Origin of the sequence: Actinoplanes subtropicus, assembly GCF_000721705.1 — a bacterium.
GTDB lineage: Bacteria > Actinomycetota > Actinomycetes > Mycobacteriales > Micromonosporaceae > Actinoplanes > Actinoplanes subtropicus.
Genome location: NZ_JOJL01000013.1, coordinates 226,692 through 238,927, shown reverse-complemented (window position 1 = coordinate 238,927; position 12,236 = coordinate 226,692). Strand labels below are relative to the sequence as shown.

The 12,236-nt window shown below is 69.9% G+C and carries 13 protein-coding genes and 1 pseudogene; 2 read left to right on the top strand and 12 right to left on the bottom strand.

Annotation, left to right across the window (positions count from 1 at the left end):
* Nucleotides 1-52: 52 nt before the first annotated feature.
* The 4 genes and pseudogenes from IH26_RS64535 to IH26_RS0119825 all read right to left on the bottom strand — a co-directional run.
* Nucleotides 53-325: pseudogene (locus tag IH26_RS64535) on the bottom strand (nuclear transport factor 2 family protein); the annotation flags it as partial.
* Nucleotides 326-338: 13 nt separating this feature from the next.
* On the bottom strand, nt 339-716 hold the full coding sequence (locus tag IH26_RS0119835) for a nuclear transport factor 2 family protein (RefSeq protein ID WP_030437710.1): 378 nt from the start codon (nt 714-716) through the stop codon (nt 339-341).
* 32 nt (nt 717-748) lie between these two features.
* Entirely contained in the window at nt 749-1,177 is a 429-nt protein-coding gene (locus tag IH26_RS0119830; protein WP_030437709.1) for a nuclear transport factor 2 family protein, read from the bottom strand.
* 5 nt (nt 1,178-1,182) lie between these two features.
* Nucleotides 1,183-1,989 (bottom strand): MBL fold metallo-hydrolase, encoded by an 807-nt coding sequence (locus tag IH26_RS0119825; RefSeq protein ID WP_030437708.1) that lies wholly within the window; start codon nt 1,987-1,989, stop codon nt 1,183-1,185.
* Nucleotides 1,990-2,107: 118 nt separating this feature from the next.
* On the opposite strand from IH26_RS0119825, the gene IH26_RS0119820 reads away from it, so the two are divergent.
* A complete protein-coding gene (locus IH26_RS0119820; protein ID WP_211268697.1) occupies nt 2,108-2,593 on the top strand; it encodes a MarR family winged helix-turn-helix transcriptional regulator in 486 nt (161 codons plus the stop codon).
* A 313-nt stretch (nt 2,594-2,906) separates the two neighbouring features.
* Here IH26_RS0119820 and IH26_RS0119815 read toward each other — a convergent pair whose 3' ends face one another.
* Nucleotides 2,907-3,782: a dienelactone hydrolase family protein gene (locus IH26_RS0119815; protein WP_034215678.1), complete on the bottom strand. Its 876-nt coding sequence runs from the start codon at nt 3,780-3,782 to the stop codon at nt 2,907-2,909.
* 388 nt (nt 3,783-4,170) lie between these two features.
* Nucleotides 4,171-4,770 carry a substrate-binding domain-containing protein gene (locus IH26_RS0119810; protein WP_245665316.1) on the bottom strand — a complete coding sequence of 200 codons (600 nt, stop codon included), beginning with the start codon at nt 4,768-4,770 and terminating at the stop codon, nt 4,171-4,173.
* Between the two features lie 73 nt (nt 4,771-4,843).
* On the opposite strand from IH26_RS0119810, the gene IH26_RS0119805 reads away from it, so the two are divergent.
* Complete coding sequence (locus tag IH26_RS0119805) at nt 4,844-5,041, top strand: hypothetical protein (protein WP_030437704.1); 198 nt, start codon at nt 4,844-4,846, stop codon at nt 5,039-5,041.
* Between the two features lie 170 nt (nt 5,042-5,211).
* On the opposite strand, the gene IH26_RS0119800 is transcribed toward IH26_RS0119805, so the two are convergent.
* The 6 genes from IH26_RS0119800 to IH26_RS0119775 form a co-directional block, all read right to left on the bottom strand.
* Nucleotides 5,212-6,525 (bottom strand): BNR-4 repeat-containing protein, encoded by a 1,314-nt coding sequence (locus IH26_RS0119800; protein ID WP_030437703.1) that lies wholly within the window; start codon nt 6,523-6,525, stop codon nt 5,212-5,214.
* Nucleotides 6,526-6,605: 80 nt separating this feature from the next.
* Entirely contained in the window at nt 6,606-7,706 is a 1,101-nt protein-coding gene (locus IH26_RS0119795) for a hypothetical protein (protein ID WP_034215676.1), read from the bottom strand.
* Nucleotides 7,700-8,965: a glucarate dehydratase family protein gene (locus IH26_RS0119790; RefSeq protein WP_030437701.1), complete on the bottom strand. Its 1,266-nt coding sequence runs from the start codon at nt 8,963-8,965 to the stop codon at nt 7,700-7,702. Before IH26_RS0119790 ends, IH26_RS0119795 begins: the two co-directional genes overlap by 7 nt.
* Complete coding sequence (locus IH26_RS0119785; protein ID WP_245665314.1) at nt 8,962-9,804, bottom strand: carbohydrate ABC transporter permease; 843 nt, start codon at nt 9,802-9,804, stop codon at nt 8,962-8,964. Before IH26_RS0119785 ends, IH26_RS0119790 begins: the two co-directional genes overlap by 4 nt.
* A gap of 17 nt (nt 9,805-9,821) precedes the next feature.
* The gene (locus IH26_RS0119780) at nt 9,822-10,790 is read right to left on the bottom strand and encodes a carbohydrate ABC transporter permease (RefSeq protein WP_030437699.1); all 969 of its coding nucleotides are present in this window, start codon (nt 10,788-10,790) and stop codon (nt 9,822-9,824) included.
* Nucleotides 10,791-10,824: 34 nt separating this feature from the next.
* Nucleotides 10,825-12,156 (bottom strand): sugar ABC transporter substrate-binding protein, encoded by a 1,332-nt coding sequence (locus IH26_RS0119775; protein WP_030437698.1) that lies wholly within the window; start codon nt 12,154-12,156, stop codon nt 10,825-10,827.
* Nucleotides 12,157-12,236 lie beyond the last annotated feature (80 nt).

Sequence of the window (12,236 nt, the reverse complement as noted above, 5' to 3'; positions counted from 1 at the left end):
CCGGCCGGGTTGAACGTGACCTTCCGGCCGGTGGGGGCGACATCCAGGTACGTGCCCCGGTGGGTGCCGCGTAGACGAAGTTGACGGCGACGTACTCATCGGCGACGAGATACGGCTCCGCGGTGACCACCATGTCGGGGAAGGCGGTGATCCGGTCCTGGTAGTAGGTGCGCACACCGCGCCTGGCGGCCGGACTGCCGCTATTGGTGGCCAGCGCCTGGTGCTGCTGGTAGTCGTCGACGAACAGCGCTTCGAAACCGCCGAAGTCGCGCTCGTTGAGGGCGGCGACGAAGCGATGGATGATCTGCTCGCCGATGCTGGTCATGCTGATCTCCGGGTCAGAACATGGTGTTGTCGTTGCTGCTTTTCTCGGGGACTTCCTGCACGACGTCCCAGTGTTCGACGATCTTGCCGTCGGCGATGCGCCAGAGGTCGGCCACCGCCATGCCGAGGTCGCCGGGCTGGAGGTGCAGGTTGCTGTGCGTGACCACCAGATCGTCCTCGGCGATGACGCGCTTGATGTCCAGGTGCAGTCCGGGGAACTTGCCCCGCAGCCAGTGCACGTAGCCGATGAATCCCTCGGCGCCGTCCGGGGCGCCGGGGTTGTGCTGAGTGTAGGTGGTGCCCAGGTGGGCGGCGGCCTGCTCGGGCCGGCCGTCGTTGAAGGCCTGCCGGTAGAAGGCGATCACGAGGGCTTTGTTCTCGGCGGTGGACATGGGTTCGATTTCCTTTCTCGGCGAAGGGTGTCTCAGCTGTCAGGGGTGGCGGCGTCGCGTACCAGGGCGGTGTCGACGAACTGCTCGAAGCGCACGATCAGTCCGCCGCGTACGGTGAAGTGGTGGGCGACCCGGACGTTCAGGTGCTTGCCGGTGGTTTTGTGGGTCGCGGTGTAGCGGGCCAGGACCACGACGTTCTCGCCGTCGACGACGTAGGTGTCGTCGTGTGCGGCCCAGCCGTCCCAGTCGGCGCCGAGCCGCTGCATGACGTTCGTGGTCACGCCCTCGGGCGTACGGTAGGTGCCGGCCAGCGGGAAGCCGGCCATCTCGGTCCATTCCACGTCCGGGGCGAGTGTGGCTTTCAGCGCGTCCAGGTCGGCGGCGGCGGAGGCCAGGTATTGGCGGCGCACCACGTCGGCGGGCGCGGGGCTGGTGGTGAAGTCGGTGCGGGTCTCGGTCATGGTGGTCAGCCCCAGTTCATTTCGCCCTTGACGACCTTCGGGCCGAGTTGTGCGGCGATCTGCATGCCGGCCTGCGGGTAGGCCTTGAGCAGCGCCTCGGTGGCGGCGGCGCCGTCGGCGGCGTCGGCCACGATGCGGCGGAACGCGGCGAGGTATTCGCGGGTGTAGGCCAGTGCGGACGCGTCGGCGGGGGCCGTGGGCTGCCGGTGGCCGGGTACGACCAGGACGGGGTCTAGGGTCTGCATGTCGGCCAGCAGGGCATCCCAGGCGTCGAGTTGCTCGTCGCGCGGGGTGTCGGCGATCCAGACGTGCTCGTCAGCGAAGACCAGCACACCGCCGAGGATCGCGCGGTCCTCGGCCTGGTAGAGATAGGTGCGGTCGGGCAGTGCGGTGGGGGCGCCCTTGAGCTCGAAGGTGTGCCCGGCGAACTGCAGGTCGCCGGTGAGCGGCTCGGTCTCGATCAGCCGGGTGGGCAGGTTCGCGCCCAGCGCCGCCCAGGCTTTGAGTTTGCCTTCGTATTTCTTGGCCATCGTGGCAGCCGCCTCGGGGGTGGCCAGGATCCGCGCGTCGGGGAACGCGTCGGCGATGACTTCGGCGCCGAAGTAGAAGTCGGGGTCGGCGTGGCTGATCACCACGGTGGTCAGCTGCCGGCCGGAGTCGAGCACGGCGGCGGCCAGCCGGTGCCCGTCGGCGCGGGTGAATCCGGTGTCGACCAGCAGCGCCTCGGTCTCGCCGGTCACCAGGGTCGCGGTCTTGTTCTTGACGCCGGCGGGGAAGTCCCCGTCGATGATCGTGTAGGTCAGGTCGGTCATGGTGCTCACAGCCTCCTCAGGTCCGGCCCGGCGATCGGGCCCGGCTCAATATACCTCGCTGGCGAGTTAAAGTAACTCACCGGCGAGGTATATTCCAGTGGTCGGATAGCATCTTCACGTGGATGAGGAGTTGCGCGAGCTGGTGGCCGACGAAGGAGTGGTGCTGTGGGGCCGGGTCGTCAACCTGCACCGGGCCCTGAACACGCTGCTGCACGCCGACATCCGCGCGGCCACCGGCCTGGACGGCACCGAGTTCGAGTTCCTGCTGCGCCTGGCGCGCTTCCCCGGCCCGCGTACCAACGCCAGCATGGTCGCCGCCCGGATGGGCTACAGCTCCGCGGGCACCACCAAGCTGGTCGCCCGCCTGGAAGACAAGGGCCTGATCCAGCGGGAACGCGACCCGCAGGACGGCCGCGCCTTCCTGGTCGCGCTGACCGACGCGGGCCAGGCGGCCCTGCGCGCCGGCCTCAAAGCCCACGTCCCCCGCCTGGACACCGAGGTGATCAACCGGCTGACCGCCGCCCAGCGCCGACAACTCCAGGACCTGCTCCGCCGCATCGACCCTGGCGAGACAACCGCCACACCCGGGCCGGGAACCCCATGACTTTCCGCCTGTGCCAGCGACCGCAAGACCGCCGAGCCACCTACGCCGGCCCGGCTCGGCGGGAAGGTCATGACCCGTGCTCGATGCCGTCGATGCCGGCCTCGACGCCGGCCCGGACCGCGCTCGCGAGCTGAACGCCTGGGGTGACGACTACGACGCGACCCTCGTCCTCGACGACCCTGCGTCCTCGGGCTTTCCCGACGCGGCGTCCGAGGACGCGTTCGCCGAACGAGGCGCCGAGTTGGCCCGGCGCCTCGCGGTCGAACTGGCCGATCGGGTCCTTCTCGATTCGGCAAGCGTTGTGTTTCTTCGGTCAGCAGGCGTTGGACATGGAGGCCGAGATGGCGCTGCCGGTGAAGCCACAGGTGAACGGGGTGAAGCGGGAGTCGCTGTTGAGCCAGCGCTTCAGCCAGGAGACCATGGCGCGGGATCCGGTCGGGTTGTCGGAGGTCGGCCACAGGTGGTCGGCGCCGGCCAACTCGACGTACGTCTTCGGGCCGGCCAGGCTGTTGTAGAACGGGATCGCGTGCTGGGCCGGCGGGGCGACGGTGTCGTTCTGGGCGCCGACGATGAACTCCGGTTGCCTTACCGTGGACCAGTTCTGGTTGGTGTCCCAGGGCGAGAATGCCACCCCGGCCAGCACCTTGCCGCTGGTGTCGCGGGACAGCGCCTCGAGCGTGCCGCCGCCGCCCATCGAGTAGCCGACGACCCCGCGGCGGGTGCCGTCGGCGCGTGACTGGACGGCCGAAGGTGCCGAGCCGACTGCCCAGTTCAGCGCGGCCAGCAGTTGGCTGCCGCGGCTGTCGGGGAGGTCGAAGACGCTGTTCGGGTTGACGCCGACGACCACGTAGCCCCAGGAGGCCAGGCGCGGGCCCATCCACTTGATGGCGTCCCACAGCTCCAGGAAGCCGGGCATGATCGCGACCACCGGATAGGTTCCGGTCTGAGTGGGATAGTAGACGGTTCCGCCGCCGAAGCCGGTCTGGCCGGAGACCGCTGACGAGGTGACGGCGAAGCTGCCGTCGCCGGTGATGTTCGAGGCGGTGGGTGCCTGGCCGATCTGGTCGGCGAGGGCGGGGGTCGCGACCGCGGTCGCGCCGGCCGTGACGGCCAGCGCCAGCGCCAGGCCGGTGGCGGCGGCGCGCACCCGGACAGCGAGTCGGTTGGGGTGGAGGCGGAACCTTTCCATGGTGGGCTCCCTTGCCGACAGAAGGATGGGAGGCCGAACGCTATCGACGCCCTTGCCTTCTTCGGAGCTCACCGAGGAGCGCGACCTCGCGGCGCGCGTTGTCACCTCGCGGTGCAGCGGGGAGCGCATCCTGGTTCCGCGTGACCTCGTCAACCGGTCCTGCCCGGCGGACCGGTGGGTCAGTGCAGAGCTGCCCGGGTAGGCAGGTCTCGCCGCCGGGCTCGAGTCGGATCAGGGTGGGACGGGCCGGTGGTTCGTCCGATCGGTCCTGACCGGCCGGCCCGCGCGGGGTCTCGGGCGGGGTGCCGGCCTAGCGCGGAAGTGGTGCCATTCCTCCACTTGTGCAGGCGGTCACGCCTGTGCTGCGGTCGACGATTTGTGCGTGCGGTCACGTCCGTGGCGCGGTCGACGCCCGCAGGACGAGTTCAGCGGGCTGGACGGGAACCGGCGGGCGGTCGATCCCATCGATGCGGGACAGCATCTGCCGGAGCGCGTCCTCGCCCTCGCTCGCGAAGTCGAGCCGGACCGTCGTCAGCGGCGGCCAGAAATACGCCGACTCCGGGATGTCGTCCATCCCTGTGACACTCACATCGTCGGGTACGCGGAGTCCACGCTCGTGCAGCGCGCGCATCACCCCGAGCGCCATCTGGTCGTTGGCCGCGACCACGGCGGTGACGCCCGTCTCGACCGGGAGATCCCGTCCGGCGGCGTAACCCGATGCCGCCGTCCAGTCGCCGTCCACGATGCCGGTCGGGTGCAGGCCGAGCCGGCGCATCGAGGCCTCGTACGCCAGCCGCCGGTTACGGGCGGAGGAGTGCGTCGGCGGCCCCGCCACGTGCAGGAAACGGGCGTGACCGAGCCCGGCGAGATGATCGATCAGCGCCGAGAGGCCCTGCGAGTGCGGATGGGTGCCGCCGGCGGCGACGTCGTCGGGCTCACCCGCGACGAACACCGGTAGGCCGAGGTCGACGTGCTCGAACGCGGTCACCAAGGATCTGCTCGCCGACCCCGCGTCCGCCGGCGACACGCCTGCCTTCTACGGCGGTCAGCAGGTCAACAAGGTGTTCGCCGACGTCAGCACGACGGTCAGCCCGTCCTTCCAGTGGCCGCCGTTCCTCGACCGCGCGGTGACCGACTGGACGGAGACCGTCGGCAAGTCGCTGGCCGACCGGGCCGACACGATGACCGCCCTGGATCAATGGCAGACCCGGCTCACCACGTATGCGAAGAGCCAGGGCTTCACCGTTCGGGGCTCGTGACGGGGACGCGGCCCGCGCTCGCCGGAGCGTCGAGCCGCGTTTCGCCCGGGTTCAGCCGCTGTACCGCAGAGTGAGCTGGACGGTCTTCGGCTTGTCAGGGTTCCGCCCGGGCGGCTCGGATTCGCCCGGGCGGAGACGCGCTCGTATCCGGTCGCCGGGCCGGCGGGGTGTCAGCCGGCCACGTACACGTCGCCGTCCGCGATCGTGACGTCCCGGGCGCTGCTGTTGCCGGTGAGCAGGAGACGGGCCGGCGGCCGAGATCCCGCGATCACGTCGATGCGTTGCACCGGTTGCGGAGTGGCCAGCGACGATTCCCGCCGGAAAGAAAAGCCCGGCACCAGGCGGTACGTGTCGACGCCCGGCGCCGCGGGGTCCGGTGAGACGTACACCCGCCAGGACAGGTCGCCGGCCGGTTCCATGTCGCGGAAGCGGACGCCGGTGCCCAACTCCTGGTGCCGCCAGCCGGCACCCACGTGGACCGCGCTGTGACCGTGGACAACGCCCAGCTCGTCGATCTGCATCCACAGAACGAACGGTGCCCGCCCGCCGAGCGTGGAGCCGACCAGGCTGATGTAATCCGGCGAGCGGGGGTTGACCGTCTGCAGCTCGGTCGCGGCCACCTTCAGGTGCTGTTCCTGGTCGGCGTCGTCGATGCTGGTGCCCAGATCGTGCTCCGCCGCCGAGCGGAAGCGCAGGTCCGCCGGCGAGAACGCCGCGTAGTAGAGGTCGCGGTGATAGCGGTCGTGCAGGTGGCCCTCCGGTCCTCCGCCGGCCAGCGTCCACACCATCGCGATCCGTTCCGGGTGTGCCCGGGTGGCCGGCTCGTGCCGCAGTTGCCCGATGTAGATCTCGTTCATGTTGTCAGATCGGTTCAGCGGGGCGATGCACCAGCGGTCGCCGGTCAGCTCCGCGGAGCTCTGCCAGGTGAGACCGTTGTCGACCGACCGGACGTACTTCATCGGCCTGGTGTCCGTCGGGTAGTTGTGGTCGAAGTCGCCGGCTGTCTCCCGGATGAACACGAAGATCGCGCCCGAGGAGGTCTTGACCGGCATCGGGTACGTCGCGCCGAGCCCCGCCGGGATGACCGTGTCGGTCCACGTGCCCTCGATGGAGTGCGGACTCGGCGATCGGGCGACCCACAGCTCGCTGTTGTGCAGGCCGCGGAAGACCAGCAGGTGCCCGTCGTCGGCCTGGACCATCGTGGGGTAGTTGTGGGAGTCGTTGTCGCCGCCGGCCACCCGCAGCGGAGCCGACCACGTGCGGAGCCGATGGTCGTATTCCTGGACGTAGTTGTCCTCCTGGACGCCGCCCCAGGAGATGAACGTCTTGCCGGCCCGCGCATCGTGGACGCCGCCCGCGACCGGGCGCCGGTCCGTGCGGGCCGCCGATGCCGGCGCGACCGTCACCAGGGACAGGCGCCCGGTCTTGGGCGGGAAAGGCAGGAAGGGCAGGAGCCCGGCACCGAGAACCGCACGCCGCCTCATCGGGCGCTCACCACCGGGCTGCCGGCCGCCACATCCGTGGGTGGCATCCCGTCCGTTGTTCTTCGGTACACGGTGGACTCCTATTCTCGGGGGAGCGAGACCGCGTCGGCGATCGCGGCGAACAGGTCCTGGCGCGGGGCGGGGGCCAGGCCCAGGTGGTAGAGGCTGAACCGGCTCGCGCCGGCGGCTTGCAGGTCCCGGACGTGCGGCACGACCGCGGCCGGATCCATCGGATGCAACACGGACACGTACGCGTCGACGGGTTTGCCCGTCTGCGCCGCCGCCCGGACCAGCCCGGCGCTGCCAACGGGCCAGCACGGGACCAACAGCGCGTCCACATCCTCGGCGGCGGTCGGGGTCAGCCCCGGGGACGGCCCGGTGGCCCACGGGTCCGGGTTCGCATGCAGGGTGACCGGCAGCTGGGGGAGCGAGGCCAGCACCTGGGCACGCAACATGTCCGTGAACCGATGCCGGATCGCCAGCAGCGCGCCAAGTATGGGGTCGGACGGTGTCCCGGCGCGCAAGGCGGCCACCACCTCGGCCGGGTCGAGGCCGTCGGCTTGCCAGGCGTGCCGGCAGGCAGTGCAGCAGCAGATGGAGAGCAGCCGCGCGGTCTCCGGCGACCAGGCGCCCTCGGTCTTCTCGTGCTCGCCGAGATGGTTGACGCCCATCTGGCCGCAGGCCTCCAGCGAGATGCCGTCCACATCCGTGTCGAGAACCGCCTCGGCTGCCAGGGTGGCAGCGTGGTCGCGGACTTCCGCATGCGCGGGACACAACGCGTACGGGTAGATCTCGCCGAAGCAATTGACCACCGCGACATCCGGCCGGCGCGTGCCCAGCCGCGTGTTGTGCGTCAGCACGATCCACGCGGTCACCTCGTGACCGGCCCGCTTCAGCAGCGCCGCCGCCCCGCCGAACGCGTCGTCGGACGACACCCAGTCGGGCGCGAGCGGCCGCAGGTCCTGGCCCTTCCAGGCGAGCTCGCGCACCGGACGGTAGAGCGCCGCCCAGCGCGCATGCACAATCCGGTGCTCCGGGTGCAGGGGCGTCGCCGCGCGCGCCGAGTGGTACGCGGCCGCGAGGGTCACCCGGCGCGGCGCCCGATCGAGGAAGCCGGGGTCACCCAGCACATCCCACGGGTACGCGTGCCCGCTCACCACCCCACCACGTCCGTTCACCACCGCGGCCTCCGCTTGACGTAGTCCGGCTCGAACCGTTGCCGGTACGCGGTGTCGTCACGCTCCCGGATGTCGGTGTGCAGCCAGTTCTCGTGCAACCGGGCGAGCGCATCCTCATCGAGCGTCACGCCCAACCCCGGCCCGTCCGGCACGATCGCCGCGCCCTCGGTGATCGCCAGCGGCTCCACGAGGACGTCCACACCGGACTGCCACGGCGTGTGCGTGTCCACGGCGTACGTCAGATTGGGGGTGGCCGCCGCGAGATGCGTCATCGCCGCGAGGCTGATGCCCAGGTGACTGTTGGAATGCATGGAGACCCCCAGCCCCCAGACGCGGCACATCGCGGCGAGCTCTGCCGAGGCGCGCAGGCCGCCCCAGTAGTGGTGGTCGGCGAGCACTATCTGGACCGAGTCCCGCATGATGGCTTCGGGCAAGTCGGCGAACGCGACCACACACATGTTCGTGGCGAGGGGCATCGGGGCGAGTGCGGCCACCTCGGCCATGCCGGCCAGCCCGCCGGTCGGGTCCTCCAGGTACTCCAGCAGTCCGTCGGTCTGCTCGGCCACCTTGATCGATGTCGACGGGGTCCAGGCGGCGTTCGGGTCGAGCCGCAGCGGAAGCTCGGGGAACGCGTCGCGCAGCGCCCGGATCGCGGCGATCTCCTCCTCCGGCGGGAAGACGCCGCCCTTGAGCTTGATCGAGCTGAAGCCGTACCGGTCGATCATCGCCCGGGCCTGGGCGACGATGCCGGCGGGGTCGAGCGCCTCACCCCACGCGTCGGGCTCGGCGCCGGGATGGCCGGCCCACTTGTAGAACAGATACGCGGAGAACGGCACCCGGTCGCGGACCTTGCCACCCAGCAGGTCGTGGACCGGCCGGCCGATCGCCTTTCCCTGGATGTCGAGCAACGCCACCTCGAACGGTGACACCACCTTGGACAGCGTCTTGTCCGCTGTCGACCCGCCGGTCAGCCCGTGCCGATCGGGCGCGTCCACGGTGCCGATGGCGTCCGCGATCCTGGCCCGCAGGCCGGCCAGGTCGAAGGCGTCGAGCCCGTCGAGGGCGCCCGCGGCACGGTTCAGCAGGGACAAGTGCGGCGCGTCGCCATATGTCTCGCCAAGCCCGGTCGTGCCGTCGGCGGTACGCACCTGGATCACCGCGCGCAGCGCCCACGGCTGGTGCACGCCGGCCGAGTTCAGCAGCGGCGGATCGGGGAACGCGACCGGGGTGACGACGACCTCGCGTACGGGCAGCATGTTCATCCCTTGATCGCTCCGGAGGTGAGGCCGCGCATGAACTGGCGCTGCAGCGCCAGGAACACCACGACGGAGGGCAGCAGGGCGAGCAGCGCCGAGGCGATGATCACCCCGGTGCCCACCTGGTCGTCCGCCCGCAGGCTGCGCAGGGCCAGCGCGAGCGTGAACTGCCGCGAGTCCTGGGCGACCAGCAGCGGCAGGACGTACTGGTCCCAGATCATCGTGAAGCCGAAGATGCCCAGCACACCGAGCGCCGGCCGGCACACCGGCAGGATCACCGACCACAGGATCCGCATTTCGCCGGCGCCGTCGATGCGGGCCGCCTCCTCGAGTTCGAGCGGCACGTCACGCATGAATTCGGTCATCACCAGGATGGCGAACGCCCACGCACCGAGCGGCACGATCATCCCAGCCAGCGACCCGACGAGGTTCACATGGATGACCGGCACGTCGGCGAGCACCAGCGACAGCGGGATGGCGAGAATCTCCTCGGGGAGCATCATCGTGGCGAGGATGAGGAGCAGGACCAGCCGTACGCCGGGGAATTGCTTTCTGGCCAGCGCGTACGCGGCGGATACGCTCACCGCGATCTGCAGCAGCAGGCCGCCGCCCACCACGATCAGCGAGTTCGCGAGATAGCGCAGCACCCCCTGGTGGAAGGCGCCGCGGAAGTTGTCGAGCGTCAGGTCGTGCGGGATCAAGGAGAGCCGGGTCGGGTCGGTGACCCGGCCGAACGCGCTGACCAGCAACGCGACCAGCGGGCCGGCGAAGATGAAGACGACCAACGCATACAGGGCGACCTTGACGATCCGGCCGATCGGTCCACGGATGGAGCCAAGGCCCAAGGCTGTGTCCAGTTGCCTCACTTGTGGTTTCCTCGCCGGAGAAGTTGTGCCAGCAGCGTCAGGACGATCGTGGCGACCAGCAGCAGGATCGAGCCGGCCGAGGCGATCCCGAGCTCGTTGCGCTCCAGGCCGAGCTTGTAGACGAGCGTCATCACCACCTCGGTGGAGCCACTCGGGCCGCCGTTGGTGAGCAGGAAGATCTCGGTGAACACGCGCAGCCCGCGGATCGCGGCGAGCGTCACGACGATGGTGAACACCGGGCGCATCGAGGGGAACGCGACATGCCACAGCCGGCGCAACGGTCCCGCGCCGTCGGCGGCAGCGGCCTCGTAGAGCGTGCGGTCGACACCGGCCAGACCGGCGATAAAGATCATCATGTCGTACGGGGCGCTGCGCCAGATCCCGACCGCCATCACCGACCAGAGCGAGGTGTGCGGGGAATCGAGGTACTGACCCGGCCCCAGGCCGACCCAGCCGAGCACCGAGTTGAGCGCGCCGTCCGGGGCCGGGTAGTAGATGATCCGCCAGAGCGCGGCCACCACGGCCATCGCGGTGACCGTCGGCAGGAACACCGCGGTGCGCACGAACCACAGGTGCCGGGCCGTGCCCTCCAGCAGCAGCGCCAGGATCAGCCCGACCACGATGGAGCCGATGGTCTCACCGACGGCCAGCACGACCGTGTGCCCGGCCGCCGCGCGGAACGCGTCGTCGCCGAGCACGGCACGGTAGTTGTCCAGGCCGACCCAGCGATCGCCCAGGTACGGCCGGACCTCCTTGAAGCTCATGCTGATCGCGCGAGCCATCGGCACGAACTTGAAGAGCGCGAAGAGGATCAGCGCCGGGGCCAGCCAGAGCCAGGCGGTCGCGTACCCGATCCAGCGCGCCCGGCGGCCCCGGCGCGCCGGACGCTGCTTTCGTGCCGGCCGTCGCCGCCGCGCCGGCCCGGGGGCCGCGGTAGGCCCCTCCCGGACCGGCGCAGCCGTCACGACCTGACTCCTTGCCTGCCCGGCCGGTCGCCGTTCACGCCTTCGCCCCCTGCTTGGTCAACTCCTGGTCGAACGTCTGGGCGAGCTTGTCCAGGGCGGCCTTCGGGTTGGACGAGCAGTCGGCGACCATCGCGTTGAGCGTGTCGGCCGACGACTGGCGGAACGGTGTCCAGTCGGGGACCACGGGCACGTAGCGGGCGCCGTTCTTGTATATGTCGGCGAACAGCTGCCAGCGGGTGTCCTTGCGGACCGAGGCCATGTCCACCTTCGCGTTCACTGGCAGCCGGACGACGTTGCCGTCGGTGTCGCCGGCCATGCCGATGGTCTGGCCCTCGACCGACATCGCGTACTCGGCGAACTTGGTCTGCCCGTCGGGGTTGGCCGAGCCGGCCATCAGGTAGACGTTCTCCCCTTCGGCGAGCGACACGCTCTTGCCGCCGGGCCCGGGCGGCAGCGCGATGACCTCATACTTGTCCTTGCCCAGGTTCTTGTCGAAGCGCGCCATGTTGTACGGGCCGGTGAAGTAGATGCCGCCCTTTCCGGTCTCGAACAGCGGGTGCGCCTGTGTCGTCTCGGCGGTCACCGAACCGGGTACCACGGTCTTGTCCGTACAGAACTGCTTCTTGAACTCCTCGGCCGCGGCCAGCGACTGCGGGCTGTTGATCGCCGGGCTGAACGCGCCGGTCCTGCCGGTGAGGAAGTCGCCGCCGGCCGACCAGAGGAAACTCGAGAAGTACCACGACGTGTAGCCGCGCTTGGTGGAGGCGGGGATGACATACCCGTACGTGTCGGCCTTGCCGTCGCCGTCGGGATCGCGGGTGGTGAAGGCCTTGGCGAGCGCGTCCAGGTCGGCCCAGGTCTTGGGCAAGGGCAGGTTGAGTTTCTCCCGCCAGTCCTTGCGGATGAAGAGGGCGAACGACTGTGCCGAGAACGGGACCCCGTACACCTTGCCGTCCGCGCCGGTCGCCGCCTGCCACGAGGCGGGTGTAAGCTCCCCCTGCCCCGGGAGCGTGTTTCGGTCGATCTCGCGTACCAAGCCCTGCTTGACCAGCCCGCCCAGACGGTCGGTGTCGTTGATGACGATGTCCGGCAGCTTCTTCTGCGCGGCGGCCTGCTGCAGCTTGGTCTCGAAGTCGTCGAACAGGGCCGTGACCTTCGTAGGCACGCCTGTCTTGGCGGTGAACGCGGCCGCCAGTTGCTGGTCGGTCTTCTCGCTCGAGGAGCCCGGCAGCTTCCTGACCCAGATTTGTAGCTGAGCCTTGGCGTCGGTCTTCGGACTGTCGTCGCCGCACGCAGCGAGGCCGCCGGCCGCGATGGTCGTGAGGGCGACGGTCATCGCCAACGCCGAGGCTCGCCTACCGATCACGTGCCTGCCTCCTGTCTACATATGTGGACGCGTGCCGCATGTGTGACACGCGAGTATGGACAAGCTAACCGTCGGTATGA

Bases quoted from the DNA above. Each gene is read 5' to 3' on its own strand.
- IH26_RS0119800 (WP_030437703.1), bottom strand. From the start codon at position 6,525: ATGAGGCGGCGTGCGGTTCTCGGTGCCGGGCTCCTGCCCTTCCTGCCT.
- IH26_RS0119830 (WP_030437709.1), bottom strand. From the start codon at position 1,177: ATGACCGAGACCCGCACCGACTTCACCACCAGCCCCGCGCCCGCCGAC.
- IH26_RS0119835 (WP_030437710.1), bottom strand. From the start codon at position 716: ATGTCCACCGCCGAGAACAAAGCCCTCGTGATCGCCTTCTACCGGCAG.
- IH26_RS0119790 (WP_030437701.1), bottom strand. From the start codon at position 8,965: ATGAACATGCTGCCCGTACGCGAGGTCGTCGTCACCCCGGTCGCGTTC.
- IH26_RS0119815 (WP_034215678.1), bottom strand. From the start codon at position 3,782: ATGGAAAGGTTCCGCCTCCACCCCAACCGACTCGCTGTCCGGGTGCGC.
- IH26_RS0119825 (WP_030437708.1), bottom strand. From the start codon at position 1,989: ATGACCGACCTGACCTACACGATCATCGACGGGGACTTCCCCGCCGGC.